Here is a 20,127-nt window from a genome sequence, read left to right as displayed (position 1 = left end):
CCTCGGCCGGCCCGCCTCCCTCCGGGGGTGGACCGGCCGAGCCACGTACTCCCAGGAGGTCGCACCGTGCAGTTGGAGAACTCGTTCACCGTCCCCGTCCCCATCGACGAGGCCTGGCGGGTGCTGATGGACATCGAGCGGATCGCCCCGTGCATGCCCGGCGCCAGCCTCGACTCGGTCACGGGTGACGACTTCACCGGCAAGGTGAAGGTCAAGCTCGGCCCGATCAACCTCACCTACGCGGGCAAGGCGTCCTTCATCGAGAAGGACGAGGCCGCGCACAAGGCGGTCATCGACGCCCGCGCCAAGGACCAGCGGGGCAACGGCACCGCCGCCGCCGTCGTCACCGCCAAGCTGAAGGAGGAGGGGGCCGTCACGCGGGTCGACGTCCTCACCGACCTCAACATCACCGGCCGGCCGGCCCAGTTCGGCCGCGGCGTGATGACCGACGTCGGCAACAAGCTGCTCGGCCAGTTCGCCGACAAGCTGGCCAGCCAGCTCGGGGCCGGTGACCAGGAGGTGGCGGCCCCGGTGCCGGCCGAGACCGCGACCCAGAAGGTGGCGGCCACCGCCACCGGTGCGGTCGAGGAGGTCGCCGCCTCCGTCGAGCAGGTCCCGGGGGACGGCGCGGCCGCCGCGAAGACCCGCACGACCGCGGCCGCGGCCAAGGAGGCCGCGGCGGGCGCCACCGACACGGTGTCGACGACGACCCCCGCCGGTCCCGCCGCCACCCCGGTGTCCACCCCGGCGGCGCCGGGGACCCCGGCGCCGGCACCGGTGCCGGCTGCGACCGCGACGACGCCGGCCGGCCCGGCGGCGACCCCGGCGTCCACCTCGGCCCGGCCGGCGGCGGCCGAGTCGGAGCCGATCGACCTGCTGGAGGTGGCCGGCGGTGCGGCGCTGGCCCGCTACGCCACGCCGCTGGCCGGCGCGGCAGCGGTGCTGCTGGTGATCACGCTGATCGTGCGCCGGCGCCGCCGCCGCTGAGTCCCGGGGCGGGGTCGCCGGGCCGGCTCGACCCGGCGACCCCGCCCAGCCAGTCCAGCGCCGCGGCGGCGACCACGTCGAGGTCGCGGCGGAGTGCGTGGTCGCCGGGGACGGCGTAGACCGAGGCCCCGGCTCGGCCGGCGAGCACCGCGGCGACCTCCTCCGGGCGGCCGAACGCGTCCCGCTCGCCCTGCACGACGCCGATCGGCACGGGCACCGCGGTCAGCTCGTGTGCCCGCGACCGCTCCGGCCGGCCCGGCGGGTACAGCGGGAACGCCAGGCACAGCACCCCGGCCGCCCCCTGCGCGGCCGCGGACCGGCAGGCCACCCGGGCTCCCGCGCTGCGGCCGCCGAGCACCACTGGGCCGGTCAGCCGGCCGCCGTCCCGCAGCCCGTCGAGCACCGCGGCCCAGCCCTCGTCGAGCCGGGGCGGCGCGGGCGCGATCCGCTTCCCCGCCACCCGCCAGGGCTGCTCCACGCGCAGCACCCGCCAGCCCGCGGCGGCGGCCGCGGTGCTGACGGCGAGCAGGTCGGCCGACTCGATCCCGCCGCCCGCGCCGTGCCCGAGCACCAGCGTCCCGGTGGCGCCGTCGGCCGGCTCCGTGCTGGTGACCCGCGCCGGGCCCAGGGGGGTGGGCAGCTCGGTCATGCGGCCGGCCGTGCCAGCAGGGCGTCCACCGCGCCGGCCAGGTCGCCGGCGACCAGCGCGGCGGGGTCGTAGACGGCCGGGTAGGCCCGCTCGCTGCGCGGGAACCAGGCGCCGGTGAGGCCGGCCTGCACCGCTCCGTGCACGTCCCAGGCGTGCGCGGCGACCATCGCCATCCGCTCCGGGGGGACGTCGCAGGCCCCGGCCGCCCACAGGTACACCGCGCGGGCCGGCTTCCAGGCGCGGATGACCTCGCTGGACAGCGACCGCTCCACCAGCGCGCGCACCCCGCCGCGCTCCAGCCCGGCCTCGGCGACGCCGGGGGTGCCGTGGGTGAGGGTCACCACCCGCACGCCGGCCGCGGCGAGCCGGCGCAGCGCGGGCTCGACGTCCGGGTGCGGCGCCAGCTCGAGGAAGGCGTCGGCGACCCGGCCGCGGTCGGCGGCGGAGAGGTCCACTGCCTGCGCGAGGGCGGCGTCGAAGGCGTCCCGGAACCGGCACCAGGTGCCGGCCGCGGCGGTGGCGAAGCCGGTCAGGAGGGTGCGGACGAAGACCGTGGGCAGCAGGTCGGCCGGCTGCCCGAGTTCCACCAGCGCCGCCCGGACGGGGGCGAGGTCGAGCAGGGTCTCGTTGACGTCGAAGGCGACGACGGCGGGCCGGGCGACCGTCATGCGTCGGCGTCGCCCCGGCCCCGCTCGGCGGCGCGCTCGCGCCGGTGCCGGCGGACGTCCTTGCCGCGCTTGACGACCAGCCAGCCGACCCCGATGACGGCGGCGGCGACGACGGCGTAGTCCAGGTACTTGAGGTTCTCGCGCACGAAGTCACCGGCGGCGACGCCCAGCCCGATGAGCACGCTGTTCCAGATCAGGCTGCCACCGGCGGTGAACAGGAGGAACTGGCCGAACGGCATGCGGACGACGCCGGCCGGCACCGAGATGAAGCTGCGCACGATCGGCACCATGCGGCCGAAGAACACCGCCGACCGCCCGTGCCGCTCGAACCAGGCGAAGGTCCTGTCGACGTCCTCGGTCTCCACCAGCGGCAGCCGGTCGAGGAAGGCGTGCGAGCGCTCGGGTCCGAGCGCGCGGCCGACGTAGTAGAAGAAGATCGCGCCCAGGATCGAGCCGAGCGTGGCGAAGAGCACCACCGGGACGACCGACATCCGGCCCTCGTTGATGAGGACGCCGGCGGCGCCGAGCACGGCCTCGCTGGGGATGGGCGGCACGACGGTCTCGAGCAGGATGGACAGCCCCACGCCCACCGGCCCCAGCTTCTCCACCATGTCGAGCAGGAAGCCGGTGATCCCGCCTTCGTCGGATGCGGCGGCGGCGAGGAGCGACATGCGTCCCACGGTAAACGGCGCTCTGCGGGCGTGCGGGTAGCTTCGCCGGACATGCGCCAGCGCTACACCGCCCGGGCCGTCGTCGTCGGGGACCGGGCCGGCACCGTGCTACCCGACGCCGTTCTCGACGTCGCCGACGGCGAGATCGCCTGGGTCGGTGCCGCCGCCGACGCCCCGCCGGCGGCGGACGCGGAGGTCACCGCCCTGCCCGGCCTGCTGATGCCGGGGCTGGTGAACACCCACGCGCACGGGCCGATGGTGCTGTTCCGCGGCCAGGCCGAGGGGCTGCCCCTGGAGCGCTGGCTGCGCGAGGTGATCTGGCCGCGCGAGGCGCGGCTGACCGCCGACGACGTCGAGGCGGCGATGACCGCGGCGTCGGCGGAGATGCTCTGCGGCGGGATGACCACGAGCGTGGAGATGTACTTCGCCCCCGAGCGGGTCGCCGCGGCGGTCGGGCGGACCGGCGCGCGGGCGGTGATCGCCACCCCGCTCATCCCGCTGCCGGGGACGCCGCCGCTGGCCGAGCAGCTGCGCGACGCGGTCGCCCTGGCCACCCGGGCGCCTGCCGACGGCACCGTCGAGTACGGGATCGGGCCGCACGCGGCGTACACGCTGCCCCTGCCGCTCCTGCGCGACGCCGCCGCGGCCGCCCGCGAGCACGGGCTGCTCCTGCACCTGCACGTGGCCGAGACCCGCGCCGAGGACGCCGACCTCCTGGCCACGCACGGGCTGTCGGTGCCGGCACTGCTCGCATCCCACGACGTGCTGGGGGGCCGCGTGCTCGCCGCGCACTGCGTGCACCTCGACGACGCCGACCTGGAGCTGTGGCAGGAGTACGAGGTCGCGGTCGCGCACTGCCCGGCCAGCAACGCCAAGCTGGCCAGCGGGATCGCACCGGTGCGGGGGATGCTCGACCGCGGCCTCCGGGTCGGGCTGGGCACCGACGGGGCGGCGTCCAACGACGGGCTGGACCTGCTCGGCGACGTCCGGCTGGCCGCGCAGCTGGCCCGGCTGCGCGAGGGCTCGGCGACCGCGCTGACCGCCGCCGAGGCGTTCTGGCTGGCCACCGGCGGTGCCGCCGACGCGATCGGCCGCCCGGACCTCGGGCAGCTGGCGGTCGGCCGCCGTGCGGACCTGGTGCACGTCGACATGGCCGACCTGCTGTTCGAGCCGGTGCTGAGCCCCCCGGACGTGCTCACCCACCTCGTGTGGTCGGGGACCTCGCGGCTGGTGCGCGACACCTGGGTCGGCGGCCGGCAGGTGGTGCGCGACGGCGTCTGCACCACCGTGGACGTCGAGGCGCTGCGAGCGGACGTCGCGTCGCGGGCCGCCCGCCTCGCGACCGGTTGATGGAGTGGATCCGTGGGCGTCACCCTCGCGGATCCACTCCGTCAGGGGCGCAGCGAGATCGTCTCGCCGCGCACGACCGCGCGGATCTCCCCGGGGGCCCGGCGCTCGGCCACCTCCCGGACGAAGTCGCCCAGCGGTGAGGCGAAGCGGTCGTAGTCGTCGTAGTGGACCGGCACCGTCACCGGCGGCTTCAGCAGCTCGACGAGGTCGGCGCCCTGCCGGCCGTCCATGGTCACCGTGACCCCGAGCGCCTTGGTGCCGCCGAGGTGCGGGATGAGGACGTCCAGCGGACCGCAGCGCTGCAGCACCTCGCCGAGCCAGGGCCGGTAGAGCGTGTCGCCGCTGATGTAGCCCCGCCAGCTCACCTCGCCGCCGCGCAGCAGCTCGAGGACGCTGCCCATCACCGGCGGCAGCAGCCTCGCCAGCGGGCCGGGGCCGTGCACGCCGGGGACGGCGGTGATCCGCAGCGTCTCGTCCGGCCGGGTCAGCTCGTGCCGCTGCCAGGGCGCGAGGTCGAGGGTCTCCCGGAAGCCGCGCCGGCCGAGCGCGCCGGCCGCTGCCGGGGTGGTGATCACCGGGGTGCCGCGGTCGAGGGTGCGGGTGGCGATGCGGTCCCAGTGGTCGGCGTGCAGGTGCGACAGCACGATCGCGTCGAGCGCCGGCAGCTGGGTGGGGAGCAGCGCCGGGTCGGTGAGCCGCTTGGTCCACAGCCCCTTGCCGAGGTAGGCCCGCTGCCCGCGGCGCAGGAAGTTGGGGTCGGTGAGCAGGGTGAAGCCGCCGATCCGCAGCAGCGTGGTGGCGTTCCCGCCGAAGGTGAGGGTGACGTCGTCGGACGGCGCGCGCGAGGCCATGCCCCGCGACTACCCGGCGCCCTCCGCGCCCACGCCGACCGCCGGTCCCCGCGGGGACCGCCGCCGTGGTCCCGTCGGTTTCCGCGGAAACCGACGTAGGGGCCCGGCTGGTAGACAGGGCGGGTGGCCGGTTCCCGCGACGTGGACGCGTCCTTCCTCGCCCTCCCGCTCGCCGCGCTGACCGACGCGGCGCTCACCCGCGCGATCGACCTCGGCTGCGAGCACGCCGACCTGCGGGTCGAGCGGATCCGCACCCAGACGATCAGCCTGCGCGACGCCCGGCTGGAGGCCCTGGCCGACGGCGAGGACCTCGGGCTCGCCGTCCGTGTGGTGCACGAGGGCACCTGGGGGTTCGCCGCTGGTGTCGTCCTCACCGCGGCCGAGGCGGTCCGGCTGGCCGAGGAGGCGGTCGCGGTCGCGAAGGTGTCCGCGGCGGTGAACAGCGACCGCGTCCAGCTGGCGTCCGAGCCGGTGTACCGCGACGCGGCGTGGGTCTCCGACTACGACGTCGACCCGTTCACGGTGCCCGACGCGGAGAAGGCCGGCCTGCTCACCGACTTCTCCGAGCAGCTGCTGGCCGCCGACGGCGTCGAGCACGTGCAGGCCAGCTGTGCGCTGGTCAAGGAGCAGAAGTACTACGCCGACACGGCCGGCACCCGGACACGGCAGCAGCGGGTCCGCACCAACCCCGACGTCACCGCGCTCACCGTCGACCGCACCACCGGCGCGTTCGAGAGCATGCGCAGCCTGGCCCCGCCGGCCGGTCGCGGCTGGGAGTACCTCACCGGCACGGGCTGGGACTGGCGCGGCGAGCTGGCCGAGATCCCCGAGCTGCTGCGGGAGAAGACCAAGGCGCCGTCGGTGCAGGCCGGCCGCTACGACCTCGTCGTCGACCCGTCGAACCTGTGGCTGACCATCCACGAGTCGATCGGCCACGCCACCGAGCTCGACCGGGCGCTGGGCTACGAGGCCGCCTACGCGGGCACCTCCTTCGCCACCGTCGACAAGCTCGGCACCCTGCGGTACGGCTCGGCGCTGATGGACGTCACCGGTGACCGCACCGCCCCGCACGGACTGTCCACCATCGGCTGGGACGACGAGGGCGTCGCCGGGCAGCAGTGGGACATCGTCAGGGAAGGCGTCCTGGTCGGCTACCAGGTCGACCGGAACACCGCCCGGCTGGGCGGGATGGCGCGGTCCAACGGGTGCGCCTTCGCGGACTCGCCCCGGCACGTCCCGGTGCAGCGGATGGCCAACGTGTCCCTGCGGCCGGCACCCGACGGCCCCTCGACCGAGGAGGTCATCGCCGGCGTCGAGCACGGCGTCTACGTCGTCGGGGACAAGAGCTGGTCGATCGACATGCAGCGCTACAACTTCCAGTTCACCGGGCAGCGGTTCTACCGGATCGAGGGCGGTCGTCTCGCCGGCCAGCTGCGCGACGTGGCCTACCAGGCGACGACGACGGAGTTCTGGGGCTCGCTCGCGGCCGTCGGCGGCCCGCAGACCTACGTGCTGGGCGGGGCCTTCAACTGCGGCAAGGGGCAGCCCGGTCAGGTCGCCCCGGTCAGCCACGGGTGCCCGGTGGCCCTGTTCGAGAACGTCAACATCCTCAACACGGTGCAGGAGGGCGGGCGATGAGCGGTGCGAGCGCCGGCGAGCGGGTCGTGACCATCGCAGCGAGCGCCAGCGAGCGAGGAGCGGAGCGATGAGTCAGCCGACCCCGCAGGACGTCGTCGAGAAGGCGCTGGCCGCCTCCACCGCGGACGGCCAGGTCGCCTTCGTCGTCGAGAGCTCGGAGGCCAACCTCCGCTGGGCCTCCAACAGCCTGACGACGAACGGTTCCATGCGCTCCCGGCAGGTCGTGGTGGTGTCCTTCGTCGACGGCGGCACCGGGATGGCGGCCGGCACGGTGGCCCGCACCGGCAGCCCGGACATCGACGAGCTGGTGGCCGCCAGCGAGCAGGCCGCCCGCGACGCCGGCCCGGCCGAGGACGCGATGCCGCTGGTCGCCGAGACGCCGTCCGGCTCGGGCGACTGGGACGCCGACCCCGCGGAGACCTCGATCGGCGTCTTCGCCGACTTCGCGCCCGCCCTCGGGCAGGCCTTCGGCGAGGCCCGCGGCCGCGACGAGCTGCTGTTCGGCTATGCCGAGCACTCGATGGAGACCACCTACCTCGGCACGTCGACCGGCCTGCGGCTGCGGCACGACCAGCCCAGCGGCCGGGTGGAGCTCAACGGCAAGAGCACCGACATGAGCCGGTCGGTGTGGGCCGGCACCGGGACCCGGAACTTCGCCGACGTCTCGGTGGAGGCGCTCGCCGGCGAGGTGGCCCGCAAGCTCGGCTGGGCGCGGCGCCGCGTGGAGCTCCCCGCCGGGCGGTACGAGACGCTGCTGCCGCCGTCGGCGGTCAGTGACCTGATGATCTACGTCTACTGGACGATGGAGGCGCGCGACGCCGACGAGGGCCGCAACGTCTACGCCAAGGCCGGCGGTGGGAACCGGGTGGGCGAGCGCCTGGCCGCGCTCCCGCTGACCCTGCGCAGCGACCCGTTCGAGCCCGGCCTGGAGGCCTGTCCGTTCCAGGTGGTCAGCGGCTCCTCCGGTTCGGCGTCGGTGTTCGACAACGGGATGGCGACGCCGGCGGTGGACTGGATCTCCGGCGGGGTCCTGACCAACCTCATCCGGCCGCGCGCCTGGGCGCTGAAGACGACGGCACCGGCGACGGCCGCCGTCGACAACCTGGTGCTCGAGCTGCCCGGCGCGACGGTGACCCAGGACGAGATGGTGGCCGCCACCGACCGCGGCCTGCTGCTCACCACGCTCTGGTACATCCGCGAGGTCGATCCCCAGACGCTGCTGCTCACCGGGCTCACCCGGGACGGCGTCTTCCTCGTGGAGGGCGGCGAGGTCACCGGCGCGGTGAACAACTTCCGGTTCAACGAGTCCCCGGTCGACCTCCTGGCCCGCATCACCCAGGCCGGTCGCACCGAGCGCACGCTGCCGCGGGAGTGGAACGACTGGTTCACCCGGGCGGCGATGCCGGCGGTGCGGGTGCCGGACTTCAACATGAGCAGCGTCTCACCGGCCAGCTGACCAGATCGGAGGCCGTCGGCGGCGCGACGCGCCGATGTAACCCAACCGTCGGTGGCGGTGTGACAACCGGTTCGTCACATCGTTGTCATTTGCTTCCCGTGACGTTCTGCGAACGAGCCAATACCGTGAGTTCTGCCGGGATGGCCACGCGGAACGCAACACCCGCCTGGACCCCCCCGAGCAACAGCCGAGACGTGGACCGGGCGGAACCTCGCGCCCTGGCCACAGAGGGGCCCCGACCACACACGGGGCAGGTGAGGGGGAGGTCCCATGACCAGGAACACGAAGCCGTCGGTCTTCCAGATCGGCCAGATCTGGGACGACGGGGATGCGGTCGTGGTGTCCGGGTGGGGGCTGGGGCTGTGCGCCGCGGCCTGCACCTGCCACCGGCACCCCGGCGGCGGCAACCTCTCCATCGCCGAGGACCAGGCGCGGGGCCTGCTCGGGCTGGTCAGCTACGCCGACGACGACTGCAGCTGCTGCGAGCCGTGGACCGCCGACGAGCTGAGCGCGATCGTCCGTGACCTGGACATGGTCGCCGGCCTCCAGGCGCAGGAACCGCTCGCCGGCTGAACCGCGGTTTCCCGGGACCGGCCCGGGTAGGGGTCGGTCATGCTGGGACGAGCCGCCCTCCGCGGTGCCGTGGCCGGGCTGGCCGGCACCGCCGCCATGACGCTCGGCGAGAAACTCGAGCAGTCGGTGACGCACCGGCCGGACTCCTACGTCCCCGGGCGCACCCTGACGGCGCTGGCGACCCGCCGCCGGCTGCCCGAGTCGGCGCGCCCGCCCGTGCGCAACCACCTGATGCACTGGGGCACCGGCGCGCTCGTCGGTGCCCTGCGCGGCGTCTGGGCCGCCAGCGGGCTGCGCGGCTGGCACGCCTCGGCCTGGCACACCTCGGTCCGGCTGGCCACCGACCAGACCCTCGAGAACGCCACCGGCACCGGCGCCCCGCCGTGGACGTGGTCCCGGCGCGACCGCGTCGTCGACGTCGCCGGCAAGGCCCTGTACTCCTTCGTCACCGGCGCGGTGGCCGACGCGCTGGTGCCCCTCGCGGCCGACCGGACGCCGCCCGGGTCCGCCCCGCCCCGCCGCGGGTAGACCGTCGGCACCGACGCCATCGTCGGCAGCCAGCAGCCTTCAACCAGTTGCAGTCAGCCCCCTGTCCGACGGTTACGACGTTCCCGGCCGCCGGTCGGGACACCGGAGCCTGGTGGGGCTCCTGTGACGGACGGGGTCACGCCGCCGTCCGTGGCCCCGCGCGCCGCTGCCTACTCGTCGACACCGTCTCCCTACCGTGCGTACGGACGCGCTCGGAACACCGCCCACACCGGCGGGGCGCGGTGAGGGGAGGCCGACCATGCAGCGGAACCGGACGACGAGCCGACGCTGGTCCGGCGCCACGCTGGCGGTCGCCGCCACCGTCGCCGTGCTGTTCACCCCGGCGACCGCGAGCGCCGAGCCCGCGACGGCCGCCGACGCCGCCCGGCTGGTCGCCGAGTCCGGCCAGCGGCTGTCCGCGCTCGACGAGCAGGTGCACGCGGCGCAGGTCACCGTCACCGAGCAGCAGCAGGCCGCGGTCGCCGCCGCGCAGACCGCCGCCGCCGCCGAGGCCCAGCTCGCCGCGTACGCCCCGCAGCTGGCGGCCATCGCGCAGGGCGCGCACACGACCCAGTCCCGGATGGCGGCCTTCCTCACCGGCGACTCGGCCGACGACATCGTCCAGCAGATGACCACCCTGGACCTCATCGCCAGCCACACCGAGGGGCTGCTGGCCGAGGTGTCGGTCGCGAAGCGGACCGCCGAGGAGGCCCGGACCGCGGCCGACGCGGCGGCCGCCCAGGCCGCGGCCGGGCTCGCCGAGCTCCAGCGCCAGCAGGCCGAGGTGGCCGCCCTGGTGGCGGACTACGAGGCCGACTTCGACCGGCTCAGCGCCGCCGAGCAGTCCGCCGTCACCACCCGGCTCGCCGGGCCGGCGCTGGCCGCGCCGTCCACCGCCGCCGTCGTGGCCGCGGCCGCGGGCGACCAGGTCGCGGCCGTGCTGGAGAAGGCGCTGGCGCAGGTCGGCGACGCCTACGTCTGGGGCGGGACCGGGCCCGACGGGTTCGACTGCTCCGGCCTCACCAGCTTCGCCTACGCCGCGGCCGGCGTCGCGCTGCCGCACTCGAGCCAGGCCCAGTCCCGGATGGGCGTGGCCGTCTCGCGCGCCGACCTGCAGCCCGGTGACCTGGTGTTCTTCGGGTCGCCGGTGTACCACGTGGGCATCTACGTCGGGAACGGGATGATGGTGCACGCGCGCACGTTCCGGCAGCCCGTCGCGGTGACCAGCGTCGACCAGGGCGACTACTCCGGCGCCCGCCGCGTCCTCGGTCAGTAGAGCCGGCCGCCCTCGGCCAGCAGCTGCACCAGCGCGGCGATCCGCTTCGCGCGCGCCGTCGCGGTGGCCGCCGTCGTGACCCGGTGGAGGACGGCGTAGCGGTTGCGGCCGTCCAGCGCCTCGAACTGCTGCTGCGCGGCGGGGACCGCGGCGAGGGCGGCGGTCAGGTCGTCCGGCACGGTGGCGGACGCCGGCCCCGCGTAGGCCCGCTCCCAGCGACCGTCGGCCCGGGCCGCCTCGACCGCGGCCAGGCCCGCCGGCCGCATCCGGCCGGCCGCGGTGAGCGCCTCGACGGCCGCCACGTTCTTCTGGGACCAGATGCTGCGGGCCCGGCGCGGGGTGATCCGCTGCAGGTACCAGGCATCGTCGAGCCGGTTGGACCGGCCGTCGATCCAGCCGAAGCAGAGCACGGACTCCACCAGCTCGGCGTAGGTCACCGACGGCACCCCGGCGCCCTTCTTGGCCAGCTTCACGTACAAGCCGGGGGCGGTGCCGTGCTCGGCGTCCAGCCACTCCTCCAGCGCCGCCTGGTCGGGGAAGGCTCGCACCGGCAGGTCGGTCGGGAGCGTCACGGCGGCATGGTGTCCCGGAGGCCGGCCCCGCGTCCAGGGGTGCCGGAGCCGTTCCGTAGCGTTCCCTGGTCGGACCGTGACCGGAGGAGGGCCAGGGTGGGCGGCGAGGTTCCCGCGACGGTGCAGGGCATCTACGACGAGGTGCTGCGACGCAACCGCGGCGAGACGGAGTTCCACCAGGCGGTGCGCGAGGTGCTCGAGTCCCTCGCCGTCGTGCTCGACCGGCACAGCGAGTACGCCGAGATGAAGACCGTCCAGCGCATCTGCGAGCCCGAGCGGCAGATCATCTTCCGCGTCCCGTGGCAGGACGACCGCGGCGAGGTGCACATCAACCGCGGCTTCCGCGTCGAGTTCAACTCCGCGCTGGGGCCCTACAAGGGCGGGCTGCGCTTCCACCCCTCGGTCGACCTGGGGATCGTCAAGTTCCTCGGCTTCGAGCAGGTCTTCAAGAACGCCCTGACCGGCATGCCCATCGGCGGCGGCAAGGGCGGCTCGGACTTCGACCCCAAGGGCCGCTCGGACGCCGAGGTCATGCGGTTCTGCCAGTCGTTCATGACCGAGCTCTACCGGCACCTCGGGGAGTACACCGACGTGCCGGCCGGTGACATCGGCGTGGGCGCCCGGGAGATCGGCTACCTCTTCGGCCAGTACAAGCGGATCACCAACCGCTACGAGTCCGGGGTCATCACCGGCAAGGGGCTGGGCTGGGGCGGCGCCCTGGTCCGCACGGAGGCCACCGGCTACGGCGCCGCCTTCTTCGCCGAGGCGATGATGGAGGCCGCGGGGGAGTCCTTCGACGGCAAGCGGGTCGCCGTGAGCGGCTCGGGCAACGTCGCCGTCCACGGCATCGAGAAGGTGCACCGGCTCGGCGGAACGGTGGTGGCCGCCTCGGACTCCAGCGGGTACGTCGTCGACGAGAAGGGCATCGACCTCGACGTCCTCAAGCAGGTCAAGGAGGTCGAGCGGGGCCGGATCGGCGACTACGCCGACCGCGTGGGGACGGCGAGCTTCGTCCCCGGCGGCAGCATCTGGGACGTCCCCTGCGACGTCGCGATCCCCAGCGCCACGCAGAACGAGCTGGACGGCGACGCGGCCGCCGTCCTGGCCCGCTACGGCTGCCGGTACGTCGTCGAGGGCGCCAACATGCCGGCCACCCCGGAGGCGGTGCGGGTCTTCCGGGACGCCGGCATCGCGTTCGCCCCCGGCAAGGCGGCCAACGCCGGCGGGGTGGCCACCTCGGCGCTGGAGATGCAGCAGAACGCCTCGCGCGACCGGTGGACGTTCGAGCACACCGAGGAGCGGCTGGAGGAGATCATGCGCGGCATCCACGCCCGCTGCCACGCCACCGCCGACGAGTACGGCTCACCCGGCGACCTCGTGCTCGGGGCCAACGTGGCGGGCTTCCTGGAGGTGGCCGAGGCGGTGCACGCGCACGGCCTGGTCTGAGGGACCGTGCGGCAGGCTGCCGGCATGAGCCGACCAGGCAGCGACGTCCCGGCGGTGCAGGTCCTCGTCGCCGATCTCGAGCCGCGGCCGGGCGGTCGGCTCGTGCGCGCCGCCCGCCTGCTCGCCGCCTTCACCGCGGAGCTGGCCCTCGGGCTGCTCCCCGCGCCCGCCCTGTTCGACGTCGTCGTCCGGCGGCGCAGCGACCGGTCCGAGGTCGTGCGGGTGCCGGCGGTGGACACCACCACGCCCGGCGACCTGCTCCGCTTCGTCCGGGAGCAGCTCGAGACCAGCGACGCCGGGACGTTCCTCGCGGAGTGGCGCGAGCGGGCCTAGACCTCCCGGCGCAGCACCTCCGCGGCCAGGGCCAGGGAGCGCATCTTGCCCTCGGCGGCGGCCCGCGGCAGGTACTTGAGGCCGCAGTCGCTGGAGAGCACGAGCTTCTCGACGTCGACGTCGTCCAGCGCGCGGCGCACCCGGTCGGCGATCACCTCGGGCGTCTCCACCTCCGGGGTCGACAGGTCCAGCACGCCCAGCGCGATGCCCTTGCCGCGCAGCGGCCGCAGCTGCGCCGGGTCCAGGTGCGACTGCGCCGTCTCGACCGACACCGCGGCGACGGGGGTGTCGGCCAGCTCCGGCAGGAAGGAGTAGCCCTCCGGCCGCTCGGACACCATCGCGGCGTAGCCGAAGCACAGGTGCAGGTGGACCGGCCCGGCCGCGCCCTCCACGGCCCGGGTCACCGCCTCGGCCCCGTACCGGCGGGCCACCTCGGGGCGGGCCTGCAGCCACGGCTCGTCGATCTGCACGATGTCCGCGCCGGCGGCGAACAGGTCGGCGATCTCCGCGCGGACGACGTCGGCGTACGCCAGGGCGAGGGCGCGGTCGTCGCCGTAGTGCTCGTCCTGCGACTGCTGGGCCATCGTGAACGGACCGGGGACGGTGATCTTCACGGTGCGGTCGGTGGCGGCCCGGAGGAACGCCACGTCGCGCGCCTGGACCGGCGCCGGACGCCGGATCTCCCCGACCACCCGCGGCACCGGGATCGGCCGGCCCGAGCGGTTGATGACCGACCCGGGGGTGTCGATGTCCACGCCCTCCAGCGCGGTGGCGAAGTGGTTGGAGTAGGACTCCCGGCGCTGCTCGCCGTCGGTGAGGATGTCCAACCCCGCGGCCTCCTGCGCGCGGACGGCGAGCAGCGTGGCGTCGTCCTGCGCCTCCTCGAGCTGCTCCGGCGCCACCCGCCACAGCTCGCGGGCCCGCACGCGGGGCGGGGTCTGGTGGGCCAGCTTGTCGTGGTCGAGCAGCCAACCGGGCTGCGGGAGGCTCCCGACGACGGAGGTGGGCAGCGGCGGCAGCGGTGCGGGCATGCGGCGAGTGTGCCCGACAGGTGCATTGCGGGCGGCACTGTGCTGGGGTGTGCACCGTGGCGGACAACTACATCGCGGAACTGGAGTTCGGCGCGCCGAAGATCGACGACGAGGCCTTCGTCGCGCCGACGGCGATCGTGGTCGGTGCGGTGACCATGGGGCCGCACTCGAGCATCTGGTACGGCGCGGTCGCCCGCGCCGACCACGAGGTCATCGAGATCGGCGAGGGGACCAACGTGCAGGACGGCTGCACGCTGCACTCCGACCCGGGCTTCCCCCTCGTCCTCGGCCGGGGGGTCACCGTGGGGCACAACGTGGTGCTGCACGGCGCCCGGGTGGACGACGACGTCCTGGTCGGCATGGGCAGCGTCGTGATGAACGGCGCCCACATCGGCTCGGGGTCGATCGTCGCCGCCGGCGCCGTCGTCACCCAGGGCACCGAGGTCCCGCCGGGCTCCCTCGTCGGCGGCGTGCCGGCCAAGGTGCTCCGGCAGACGACCGACGACGACCTCGCCCACATCCGGGGCAACGCCGAGAGCTACACCTCGCGGCTGGCCTCGGCGCGGCGGGTCCGGCCGGTGGTCCGCCACAAGCTGCCCCCGGCCGGCCAGGTGCCCGGCGACGCCATGGACTGAGCCGCGCAGCTCAGCCGGCCAGCAGCTCCCGAACAAGCGCACCGACGGCGTCGATCTCGATGAGGAACCCGTCGTGGCCGTACGGCGAGGAGAGCACCCGCAGCGGGACGCCGAGGCCGTCGGCGACCTGCTGCTGGAGCGCGAGCGGGTACAGCCGGTCGCTGTCCACGCCGGCCACCACCGCCCGCGCGGTGACCCGGGACAGCGCCGCCTCGACCCCGCCCCGGTCGCGGCCGACGTCCCAGGAGTTCATCGCCTCGGTCAGCACCACGTAGCTGCCGGCGTCGAACCGGGCGGCGAGCTTGCCGGCGTGGTGGTCCAGGTAGGAGGCGACCGCGTACCGGCCGTCGCCCTGCACCGCGGTGCCGAAGCGCTCGTCCAGCTCCCCGGCGCTGCGGTAGGTCAGGTGCGCGATCCGCCGGGCGACGCCGAGCCCGTCGACCGGTCCGGGGCCGGGCAGGTAGTCCCCGCCGGCCCAGGCCGGGTCGGCACGGACCGCGGCCTGCTGGGTGGTCTGGGTGCCGATCTGGTCGGCGGTCGCGGCGGCACCGGAGGCGAGGAAGAACAGCGCTCCGACCCGGTCGGGCAGCCCGACCGCCCACTCCAGCGCCCGCATGCCACCCATCGAGCCACCGAGCACCGCCGTCCACCGGTCGATGCCGAGGGCGTCGGCCAGCGCGGCCTCCACCCGCACCTGGTCGCCCACGGTGACGGCGGGGAAGCGCGCGCCCCACGGAGCGCCGTCCGGGGCCGGGGACGACGGGCCGGTCGTCCCCTGGCAGCCGCCGAGGACGTTGGCGCAGACGACGAACAGCCGGTCGGTGTCCAGCGGCGCCCCGGGCCCGACGAGCCCGTCCCACCAGCCCGGCGTCGGGTGGCCCGGGCCGGGCGGGCCCACGACGTGGCTGTCGCCGGTGAGCGCGTGCTCGACCAGGACGGCGTTGCCCCCGCCGGGCGCGAGCGTCCCCCACGTCTCGTAGGCCACCCGGACCGCCGGCAGCGACCCGCCGCGGTCCAGCCCGAGCGGACCGGGCAGGTCGAGGAAGCGCCGGTCGCCGACCGGGTCCCCCTCGCGCCAGCCGCCCGGGCGCGGCGGGGCCCAGGGGGCGACCCGGGCCCCGCTCACGTCAGGACGTCCTTCTCACTCGGCGGACTTCGCGGCGCGGAAGCCGGCCTCCAGGTCGGCGAGGATGTCGTCGATCCCCTCCAGGCCGACCGCCAGCCGCACCAGGCCGGGGGTGACGCCGGTGGTCAGCTGCTCCTCGGCGGTCAGCTGCGAGTGCGTCGTCGACGCCGGGTGGATGACCAGGCTGCGCACGTCGCCGATGTTGGCCACGTGGCTGTGCAGCTCCAGCGCGTCGACGAACCGCTTGCCGGCCTCGACCCCGCCGTGCAGCTCGAAGGTGAGGACGGCGCCGGCGCCGCGCGGCGCGTACTTCCGCTGCGCGGCGTGCCACGGGGACGACGCCAGCCCCGGGTAGTTGACCCGGTCGACGGAGTCGTGCGCCTCGAGGAACTCCGCGACCCGCTGGGTGTTGGCCACGTGCCGCTCCATGCGCAGCGACAGCGTCTCGATCCCCTGCACGACGAGGAAGGCGTTGAACGGCGAGATCGCCGGGCCGAGGTCCCGCAGCAGCTGCACCCGTGCCTTGAGCGCGTACGCCGGCGCACCGAGGTCGGCGTAGACGACGCCGTGATAGGTCGGGTCGGGCTCGGTGAAGCCGGGGAACTTCCCGCCGGTCCAGGTGAAGTTGCCGGCGTCGACGATCAGCCCGGCGATCACCGTGCCGTGCCCGCCCAGGTACTTGGTCGCCGAGTGCACGACGACGTCGGCACCGAACTCGATCGGCCGGATGAGGAACGGGGTGGCGATCGTGTTGTCGACGATCAGCGGGACGCCGTTGCGGTGCGCCACCTCCGACACCGCGCTGATGTCGAGGATGTCGCCCTTGGGGTTGCCGATCGTCTCGCCGAAGAAGGCCTTGGTGTTCTCCTGGACCAGCGACTGCCAGTTCTCCGGGTCGTCGGGGTCCTCGACGAAGGAGACGGTGACGCCGAGCTTGGGCAGCGAGTGGTGCAGCAGGTTGTACGTGCCGCCGTAGAGCGAGGCGGACGCGACGACGTGGTCGCCGGACTCGGCGATGTTGAGCAGCGCCAGGGTCGTGGCGGACTGCCCGCTCGACACCGCCAGCGCCGCGACGCCGCCCTCCAGCGAGGCCACGCGCTGCTCCAGCGCGTCCTGCGTCGGGTTCATGATCCGGGTGTAGATGTTGCCCATCTCGGCCAGCGCGAACAGGTCCGCGGCGTGCTGGGCGTCGCGGAACTGGTAGGCGGTGGTGGCGTAGATCGGCAGGGCACGGGCCCCGGTGGTCGGGTCGGGGCTCGTGCCGGCGTGGATCTGCCGGGTCTCGAAGCTCCAGCTCTGGGGGTCGGGCATGCGCCGGTCTCCTCTCATCGGGAGACCCCGCGGCGCGCGAGGACCTCCGTCCTTGCCGGACGGCGGGCGCCGACCGGCCGGCTCTTCCCCTGGAGCACCTCGGACGGAGTCGAGGTTGCCGGGCAGCCAGCCAGGTGCTTCGCACTGCCTCTCGTGAGCCAGACGCGATCTTATGCAGACGGGAGCACACCCGGCACAGGGGCCCCAGGCGCATCGGGGCCGGTCAGGCGGCGGAGGCCGGCCCTACAGCACCTTGGAGAGGAACGCCCGGGTGCGGGCGTGCTGGGGGTCGCCGAGCACGCGCCGCGGGTCGCCGGCCTCGACGACCACGCCGTCGTCCATGAAGACCAGGGAGTCGCCGACCTCGCGGGCGAAGCCCATCTCGTGGGTGACGACGACCATCGTCATCCCCGACCCGGCGAGCCCCCGCATGACGTCGAGGACCTCGCCGACGAGCTCCGGGTCCAGCGCGGACGTCGGCTCGTCGAAGAGCATGAGCTGCGGCTCCATCGCCAGGGCCCGGGCGATCGCCACCCGCTGCTGCTGGCCGCCGGAGAGCTGGTTCGGGTAGTTGTGCACCCGGTCGCCGAGGCCCACCCGCTCCAGCAGCTCGACGCCCCGCCGGCGGGCCTCCGCCTTGCGCACGCCCTTCACCTGGGTGGGTGCCTCGACGACGTTCTCCAGCGCCGTCATGTGCGGGAAGAGGTTGAACCGCTGGAAGACCATGCCGATGTCGCGGCGCTGGGCAGCGACCTGCCGGTCGGGCAGCTCGTGCAGCTTGCCGCCGTGCTCGCGGTAGCCGACCAGGTGCCCGTTCACCCACAGCCGGCCGGCGTCGATCTTCTCCAGGTGGTTGATGCAGCGCAGGAACGTCGACTTCCCCGAGCCGGAGGGGCCGATCACGCAGACCACCTCGCCGGCGGCGACCTCCAGGTCGATGCCCTTGAGCACCTCGACCTGACCGAAGGACTTGCGCACGCCCTCGGCCCGGACCATCGGCTGCCCGTCCCCGGTCACTTCTGGCCCCCGACCTCGCGGGCCTCGCGGGCGGCCCGCTGCGCCCGCGTCTCCCGGCTGCCGAAGCCCCGGTTGAACCGCCGCTCCAGGAAGTACTGGCCGATCATCAGCAGGCTGGCCAGCGCCACGTACCAGAGGATCGAGGCCACGGCCATCGGGATGATCTGGAAGGTCCGGCTGCCGATCGCCCGCAGCTGGAAGTTGAGCTCCGTCGTCACCGGGACGGCGATGAGCAGCGAGGTGTCCTTGAGCATCGCGATCGTCTCGTTGCCGGTCGGCGGGATGATGACGCGCATCGCCTGCGGCAGCACGATCCGGCGCATGGTCTTGCCGCGGCTCATCCCCAGGGCGGAGGCGGCCTCGTTCTGGCCCGGGTCGACCGACTGGATCCCGGCCCGCACGATCTCGGCCATGTAGGCGCCCTCGGAGAGCACGAGGCCGATCAGGCCCGCGGTGAACCCGGCGAAGATCTGGTTGCCGTTCAGGCCGAACAGGCGCAGGTCCGCGTCGAACCCGAACAGGTCCATGAGCTGCCGGTCGAAGGGGAACCCGAACTCGTAGGTGGCGTAGAGGGCGCCGAGGTTCGCGACGAAGAAGAGCAGGACGATCCGGGGGACCGCCCGGAAGAGCCAGATGTAGGTCCACGCCGCGCCCGAGACGACGGGGTTGGGCGACAGCCGCATCACCGCGAGGACGATGCCGAGCAGCACGCCCAGCACCATCGCCAGGACGGTCATGATCAGCGTCGTCCGGGCCCCCGCAGCACCGGCGGGCTGAACATGTTGTCGAGCATGAAGTCCCACTGGAACACCGGGTTGGTGGCCAGCATGTGGACGAACATCGCCACCAGCACCGCGATGACGGCGGTGGCGATCCACCGGCCGGGGTGCCGGACCGGCACCGCCTCGATGCGTCCGGGCGGCGCCGGCCGGGTGGTGCCGGGGGCCTCGGCGGCCATGGGTGTGGTGCCCTCGTCAGCCGACGGCGGGGTTCACCGTCGGGGCGTCGATGGCGCCGTCCTCCACGGCCCAGCGCTCGAGGACCTCGGTGTAGGTGCCGTCCTCGATCAGGGCGCTGAGGGCGTCGGCGATCGCCTGCGCGAACTCCGTCGCCTCCAGCGGGACGACGTACCCGTACGGCGCCGCCTCGTAGATGTCGCCGAGCAGCTCCAGCTGGCCGCCGGTCTGCTGGACGGCGTAGGCCATGACCGGGGAGTCGGCCAGCCCGGCGACGGCGGCACCGGAGACGATCGCCGCGGTGGCGTCGCTCTGCAGGTCGTACTGGTTGATCGTGATCGGCTCCTCGCCGGCCGCCTCGCACGCCTCCGAGCGGGCGGTGATGTCGTCGACCTGCACGGTGGCCCGCTGCACCGCGATGGTCAGCCCGCAGGCGTTGTCGGGGTCGACGCCCTCGGGGTTGCCGGCCTTGGTGGCCCACTGGGTGCCGGCCGAGTAGTAACTGATCATGGTGGCCTGCTGCAGCCGCTCGGGGTTGATCGTGAACGAGGAGACGCCCACCTCGTACCGGCCCGAGCCCACGCCGGCGATGATCGAGCCGAAGTCGGCGGTCTCGAACCGTGCCTCCAGCCCGAGCTTCTGCGCGACCAGGCTGAACAGGTCGACGTCGAAGCCGACGATCGTCTCGCCGTCCTCGGCGATGAACTCGCTGGGCGCGTAGCTGGTGTCGCTGCCGACGGTCAGGACGCCGTCCTCGGCCACCTCCGCCGGCACGAGCGCGGCGAGCGCGTCGTCGGCCTCGACGCTCGGCAGCGGCCGCCGGTGGGGCCGGCGCCGGCGTCCCCGCCGCTGCCGCGGTCGCCGCCGGAGTCGTCCCCGCAGCCGGCGAGCACGAGGGTCAGCACGGCGGCGGTCGCGACGGCGGCCCGCCCGGGCCGGGTCAGGGATCGGATGGCCACGCGTGTTCCTCCTCCGGGTGCACCTCGACGATCGAGACGCGGGGTGCTGATCTTGCCCTGCGGGCGGGCCCGGCGCGCCGAGGTGCCTGGTGCT

At 74.5% G+C, this 20,127-nt stretch carries 23 protein-coding genes and 1 riboswitch; of the genes, 10 read left to right on the top strand and 13 right to left on the bottom strand.

What is annotated here, in order from left to right:
- The first annotated feature begins 66 nt into the window (after nucleotides 1-66).
- The gene (locus MY526_RS06485) at nucleotides 67-987 is read left to right on the top strand and encodes an SRPBCC family protein (protein ID WP_436694040.1); all 921 of its coding nucleotides are present in this window, start codon (nucleotides 67-69) and stop codon (nucleotides 985-987) included.
- Here the strand turns inward: MY526_RS06485 and MY526_RS06480 are convergent.
- The 3 genes from MY526_RS06480 to MY526_RS06470 are packed head-to-tail and all read right to left on the bottom strand — an operon-like array spanning nucleotide 953 to nucleotide 2,975.
- Complete coding sequence (locus MY526_RS06480) at nucleotides 953-1,636, bottom strand: alpha/beta hydrolase family protein (protein WP_436694041.1); 684 nt, start codon at nucleotides 1,634-1,636, stop codon at nucleotides 953-955. The genes MY526_RS06485 and MY526_RS06480 overlap by 35 nt on opposite strands.
- Nucleotides 1,633-2,304 (bottom strand): HAD-IA family hydrolase, encoded by a 672-nt coding sequence (locus MY526_RS06475; protein ID WP_436694042.1) that lies wholly within the window; start codon nucleotides 2,302-2,304, stop codon nucleotides 1,633-1,635. The genes MY526_RS06480 and MY526_RS06475 overlap by 4 nt, the downstream gene beginning before the upstream one ends.
- Entirely contained in the window at nucleotides 2,301-2,975 is a 675-nt protein-coding gene (locus MY526_RS06470; RefSeq protein WP_436694043.1) for a DedA family protein, read from the bottom strand. The genes MY526_RS06475 and MY526_RS06470 overlap by 4 nt, the downstream gene beginning before the upstream one ends.
- 51 nt (nucleotides 2,976-3,026) lie before the next feature.
- On the opposite strand from MY526_RS06470, the gene MY526_RS06465 reads away from it, so the two are divergent.
- Complete coding sequence (locus MY526_RS06465) at nucleotides 3,027-4,325, top strand: amidohydrolase family protein (protein ID WP_436703500.1); 1,299 nt, start codon at nucleotides 3,027-3,029, stop codon at nucleotides 4,323-4,325.
- Nucleotides 4,326-4,366: 41 nt separating this feature from the next.
- Here MY526_RS06465 and MY526_RS06460 read toward each other — a convergent pair whose 3' ends face one another.
- Nucleotides 4,367-5,176: an MBL fold metallo-hydrolase gene (locus tag MY526_RS06460; RefSeq protein WP_436694045.1), complete on the bottom strand. Its 810-nt coding sequence runs from the start codon at nucleotides 5,174-5,176 to the stop codon at nucleotides 4,367-4,369.
- A 123-nt stretch (nucleotides 5,177-5,299) separates the two neighbouring features.
- Between MY526_RS06460 and MY526_RS06455 the strand changes: the two genes are divergently transcribed.
- From MY526_RS06455 to MY526_RS06435, 5 genes are all read left to right on the top strand, one after another.
- Entirely contained in the window at nucleotides 5,300-6,814 is a 1,515-nt protein-coding gene (locus tag MY526_RS06455; protein ID WP_436694046.1) for a TldD/PmbA family protein, read from the top strand.
- Nucleotides 6,815-6,881: 67 nt separating this feature from the next.
- Nucleotides 6,882-8,270, top strand: a complete 1,389-nt coding sequence (locus tag MY526_RS06450) for a metallopeptidase TldD-related protein (protein WP_436703499.1) — start codon at nucleotides 6,882-6,884, stop codon at nucleotides 8,268-8,270.
- A gap of 270 nt (nucleotides 8,271-8,540) precedes the next feature.
- Complete coding sequence (locus MY526_RS06445; RefSeq protein ID WP_436694048.1) at nucleotides 8,541-8,843, top strand: hypothetical protein; 303 nt, start codon at nucleotides 8,541-8,543, stop codon at nucleotides 8,841-8,843.
- A 39-nt stretch (nucleotides 8,844-8,882) separates the two neighbouring features.
- Nucleotides 8,883-9,371 carry a hypothetical protein gene (locus tag MY526_RS06440; RefSeq protein WP_436703498.1) on the top strand — a complete coding sequence of 163 codons (489 nt, stop codon included), beginning with the start codon at nucleotides 8,883-8,885 and terminating at the stop codon, nucleotides 9,369-9,371.
- A 259-nt stretch (nucleotides 9,372-9,630) separates the two neighbouring features.
- Complete coding sequence (locus tag MY526_RS06435; protein ID WP_436694050.1) at nucleotides 9,631-10,647, top strand: C40 family peptidase; 1,017 nt, start codon at nucleotides 9,631-9,633, stop codon at nucleotides 10,645-10,647.
- On the opposite strand, the gene MY526_RS06430 is transcribed toward MY526_RS06435, so the two are convergent.
- Nucleotides 10,641-11,219, bottom strand: coding sequence for a YdeI/OmpD-associated family protein (locus MY526_RS06430; RefSeq protein ID WP_436703497.1), 579 nt, complete (start codon nucleotides 11,217-11,219; stop codon nucleotides 10,641-10,643). The two genes, MY526_RS06435 and MY526_RS06430, sit on opposite strands and share 7 nt — an antisense overlap.
- A gap of 96 nt (nucleotides 11,220-11,315) precedes the next feature.
- Here MY526_RS06430 and gdhA point away from each other — a divergent pair, with 96 nt between their 5' ends.
- Nucleotides 11,316-12,665, top strand: coding sequence for an NADP-specific glutamate dehydrogenase (gene gdhA, locus MY526_RS06425; protein WP_436703495.1), 1,350 nt, complete (start codon nucleotides 11,316-11,318; stop codon nucleotides 12,663-12,665).
- Between the two features lie 24 nt (nucleotides 12,666-12,689).
- Nucleotides 12,690-12,998 carry a hypothetical protein gene (locus tag MY526_RS06420; protein ID WP_436694053.1) on the top strand — a complete coding sequence of 103 codons (309 nt, stop codon included), beginning with the start codon at nucleotides 12,690-12,692 and terminating at the stop codon, nucleotides 12,996-12,998.
- Here MY526_RS06420 and MY526_RS06415 read toward each other — a convergent pair.
- Entirely contained in the window at nucleotides 12,995-14,029 is a 1,035-nt protein-coding gene (locus MY526_RS06415) for a uroporphyrinogen decarboxylase family protein (protein ID WP_436694054.1), read from the bottom strand. The two genes, MY526_RS06420 and MY526_RS06415, sit on opposite strands and share 4 nt — an antisense overlap.
- A 47-nt stretch (nucleotides 14,030-14,076) precedes the next feature.
- Here MY526_RS06415 and MY526_RS06410 point away from each other — a divergent pair, with 47 nt between their 5' ends.
- Complete coding sequence (locus tag MY526_RS06410; RefSeq protein WP_436694055.1) at nucleotides 14,077-14,664, top strand: gamma carbonic anhydrase family protein; 588 nt, start codon at nucleotides 14,077-14,079, stop codon at nucleotides 14,662-14,664.
- Nucleotides 14,665-14,674: 10 nt separating this feature from the next.
- Here the strand turns inward: MY526_RS06410 and metX are convergent, their stop codons facing one another.
- The 7 genes from metX to MY526_RS06375 form a co-directional block, all read right to left on the bottom strand.
- Nucleotides 14,675-15,790, bottom strand: coding sequence for a homoserine O-acetyltransferase MetX (gene metX / locus MY526_RS06405; RefSeq protein WP_436703493.1), 1,116 nt, complete (start codon nucleotides 15,788-15,790; stop codon nucleotides 14,675-14,677).
- 15 nt (nucleotides 15,791-15,805) lie between these two features.
- Complete coding sequence (locus MY526_RS06400) at nucleotides 15,806-17,101, bottom strand: bifunctional o-acetylhomoserine/o-acetylserine sulfhydrylase (protein ID WP_436694057.1); 1,296 nt, start codon at nucleotides 17,099-17,101, stop codon at nucleotides 15,806-15,808.
- A gap of 43 nt (nucleotides 17,102-17,144) precedes the next feature.
- Nucleotides 17,145-17,260, bottom strand: a riboswitch (SAM riboswitch).
- An 84-nt stretch (nucleotides 17,261-17,344) separates the two neighbouring features.
- Nucleotides 17,345-18,118 (bottom strand): amino acid ABC transporter ATP-binding protein, encoded by a 774-nt coding sequence (locus tag MY526_RS06395; RefSeq protein WP_436694058.1) that lies wholly within the window; start codon nucleotides 18,116-18,118, stop codon nucleotides 17,345-17,347.
- Nucleotides 18,115-18,855, bottom strand: a complete 741-nt coding sequence (locus MY526_RS06390; protein ID WP_436703492.1) for an amino acid ABC transporter permease — start codon at nucleotides 18,853-18,855, stop codon at nucleotides 18,115-18,117. The genes MY526_RS06395 and MY526_RS06390 overlap by 4 nt, the downstream gene beginning before the upstream one ends.
- A 2-nt stretch (nucleotides 18,856-18,857) precedes the next feature.
- Nucleotides 18,858-19,076, bottom strand: coding sequence for a hypothetical protein (locus MY526_RS06385; protein ID WP_436703491.1), 219 nt, complete (start codon nucleotides 19,074-19,076; stop codon nucleotides 18,858-18,860).
- A 16-nt stretch (nucleotides 19,077-19,092) separates the two neighbouring features.
- A complete protein-coding gene (locus MY526_RS06380; RefSeq protein WP_436703489.1) occupies nucleotides 19,093-19,848 on the bottom strand; it encodes an ABC transporter substrate-binding protein in 756 nt (251 codons plus the stop codon).
- On the bottom strand, nucleotides 19,815-20,033 hold the full coding sequence (locus MY526_RS06375; protein WP_436703488.1) for a hypothetical protein: 219 nt from the start codon (nucleotides 20,031-20,033) through the stop codon (nucleotides 19,815-19,817). The genes MY526_RS06380 and MY526_RS06375 overlap by 34 nt, the downstream gene beginning before the upstream one ends.
- Nucleotides 20,034-20,127: the final 94 nt, after the last annotated feature.

This window comes from Geodermatophilus sp. CPCC 205761 (assembly GCF_051383655.1).
GTDB lineage: Bacteria > Actinomycetota > Actinomycetes > Mycobacteriales > Geodermatophilaceae > Geodermatophilus.
This window is presented reverse-complemented; position numbering and strand designations above follow the sequence as displayed.

What these genes read in the sequence shown, in the direction of transcription:
- MY526_RS06480 (WP_436694041.1), bottom strand. Translation starts at nt 1,636, where the DNA reads ATGACCGAGCTGCCCACCCCCCTGGGCCCGGCGCGGGTCACCAGCACG.
- MY526_RS06475 (WP_436694042.1), bottom strand. Translation starts at nt 2,304, where the DNA reads ATGACGGTCGCCCGGCCCGCCGTCGTCGCCTTCGACGTCAACGAGACC.
- MY526_RS06470 (WP_436694043.1), bottom strand. Translation starts at nt 2,975, where the DNA reads ATGTCGCTCCTCGCCGCCGCCGCATCCGACGAAGGCGGGATCACCGGC.
- MY526_RS06465 (WP_436703500.1), top strand. Translation starts at nt 3,027, where the DNA reads ATGCGCCAGCGCTACACCGCCCGGGCCGTCGTCGTCGGGGACCGGGCC.
- MY526_RS06460 (WP_436694045.1), bottom strand. Translation starts at nt 5,176, where the DNA reads ATGGCCTCGCGCGCGCCGTCCGACGACGTCACCCTCACCTTCGGCGGG.
- MY526_RS06450 (WP_436703499.1), top strand. Translation starts at nt 6,882, where the DNA reads ATGAGTCAGCCGACCCCGCAGGACGTCGTCGAGAAGGCGCTGGCCGCC.
- MY526_RS06445 (WP_436694048.1), top strand. Translation starts at nt 8,541, where the DNA reads ATGACCAGGAACACGAAGCCGTCGGTCTTCCAGATCGGCCAGATCTGG.
- MY526_RS06440 (WP_436703498.1), top strand. Translation starts at nt 8,883, where the DNA reads ATGCTGGGACGAGCCGCCCTCCGCGGTGCCGTGGCCGGGCTGGCCGGC.
- MY526_RS06435 (WP_436694050.1), top strand. Translation starts at nt 9,631, where the DNA reads ATGCAGCGGAACCGGACGACGAGCCGACGCTGGTCCGGCGCCACGCTG.
- MY526_RS06420 (WP_436694053.1), top strand. Translation starts at nt 12,690, where the DNA reads ATGAGCCGACCAGGCAGCGACGTCCCGGCGGTGCAGGTCCTCGTCGCC.
- MY526_RS06415 (WP_436694054.1), bottom strand. Translation starts at nt 14,029, where the DNA reads ATGCCCGCACCGCTGCCGCCGCTGCCCACCTCCGTCGTCGGGAGCCTC.
- MY526_RS06400 (WP_436694057.1), bottom strand. Translation starts at nt 17,101, where the DNA reads ATGCCCGACCCCCAGAGCTGGAGCTTCGAGACCCGGCAGATCCACGCC.
- MY526_RS06390 (WP_436703492.1), bottom strand. Translation starts at nt 18,855, where the DNA reads ATGACCGTCCTGGCGATGGTGCTGGGCGTGCTGCTCGGCATCGTCCTC.
- MY526_RS06385 (WP_436703491.1), bottom strand. Translation starts at nt 19,076, where the DNA reads ATGGCCGCCGAGGCCCCCGGCACCACCCGGCCGGCGCCGCCCGGACGC.